We start from the raw sequence: 1,490 nt of genomic DNA on the forward strand, positions 1-1,490 counted from the left end.
CTTGTCGATACCGTCCGGCATGAAATCATTGAACGGTATCGCCCAGGCGAAGATGACCCGCATTTGAAAGTGCTGCAAGCCGCCCATATCAGTGATGATGAGTATTTCAGTCACATGGTTCTGGATGACCTCAACCTGATTATCCGGGATATTCGGGAAGCCCACAAAAAGGACAGTGAGAGTGCGCCCCAGACCACCGTTGCCGATGAATTGAAAGAAAATCTCGAAGCAGTCGAAAATTTCAAGGGCAGCCGGGATGAAAAGCTGGTTGTCCTTTACTGCAAGCAGCTCGGTATCAACTATAAAAATCTGTCAGACGAAGAATTTCGCTGGCTGATTCGGATTCTCAAAAAATCAAAGAAAATGGGAACGCCTATCAGCCAGAGGAAAAAACGGTAAAAAAAACCGCTGTTGCATGGTTGGGGTGCCTTCCATGTAGCAGCGGTTCTTGCTGTGGTTATTATTTCATTCGTTTTCTTAATATCCGGCGATAATTTGTTTCTCCCTTTGGTGCGTCCTGTATAATTTCCAACACACCATCTTCAAGCATTTTATCAATGCGATTAGAAATCCATACATCACTAATTCCAAGTTGATATTTTCCTAAAACATTACCTATAACAATAGCCATTTTGAATTGCTCTGGCTGTTCCGCAATTTCACGAAGAATGAAACTATCATATATATCTTCTGAAACACTTTGCAATTTACCATTTAGCATTGCACGCAAAGGTGCATTTTCATTTTGAAGTTGATTCCATTTCATAGCACAAGCTGAAAGAAATACAGGCTTAGCTTTTTCTTGTAGAGTTATATATTTTCCCCATTCGCCAGGAGAAACCTCACCCCATGCTATTTTGGATGTCATAGTATTTTCTTTTCCATATTCCCAGGCAGGTAACTTAACCAAATAAATTGTTGTCTGACAGTTTAATGGTCGAAGTTGTTTCATAAGCCAGTACATACCGCAAAGTTCATCCGGATTATAGCTATACCAAATACGAACTTCTTCCCCAGCTACATATCGTTCAATAACCGAAGACAATGTAGTTTTAATTTTCTGTATTTTTTCTTCAACCTGATAGTCTAAATCCTCTACAAACCAGACAGACAGCATTTTCTTGAGAACATTTTTCCGCTGTTCGCCAATTCCATTATCAGAAATATCTCCCACACTAAGAGCCATATCAAAACAATAAACATCACTGCTCTTGCCTCCCAATGGAATAGCATTCTCCCAAGCAATATGTTCTTGTTCCTGTGCTTGAATTTGTGCTTCTTTCATTTCATCTGAAGATGGAACACTCCCATCTTCGTGCCTCATAAAGACCGAAACTGCACTTCCTCTATACTTTCCCTTACCGTAAGTTTGGGCAATTTTCAAACTTCCACAGGCACTTTCACCAAATACAATTTCAATCATCTTATATACCTCCGATTTAATTACTCCCGTATGAATAAATTATATCATGCAAAACAATTTCTTCTGC

General features: G+C 39.7%; 1 protein-coding gene and 1 pseudogene. One reads left to right on the plus strand and one right to left on the minus strand.

The window, feature by feature from the left end:
* Positions 1–399, plus strand: a pseudogene (locus WMO29_RS16650) (helix-turn-helix domain-containing protein); the annotation flags it as partial.
* A 61-nt stretch (positions 400–460) separates the two neighbouring features.
* Here the strand turns inward: WMO29_RS16650 and WMO29_RS16655 are convergent.
* A complete protein-coding gene (locus WMO29_RS16655; RefSeq protein ID WP_014078537.1) occupies positions 461–1,423 on the minus strand; it encodes a DUF3658 domain-containing protein in 963 nt (320 codons plus the stop codon).
* Positions 1,424–1,490: the final 67 nt, after the last annotated feature.

Origin of the sequence: Laedolimicola intestinihominis, from assembly GCF_040096155.1 — a bacterium.
Taxonomy (GTDB): Bacteria; Bacillota; Clostridia; order Lachnospirales; family Lachnospiraceae; genus Laedolimicola; species Laedolimicola intestinihominis.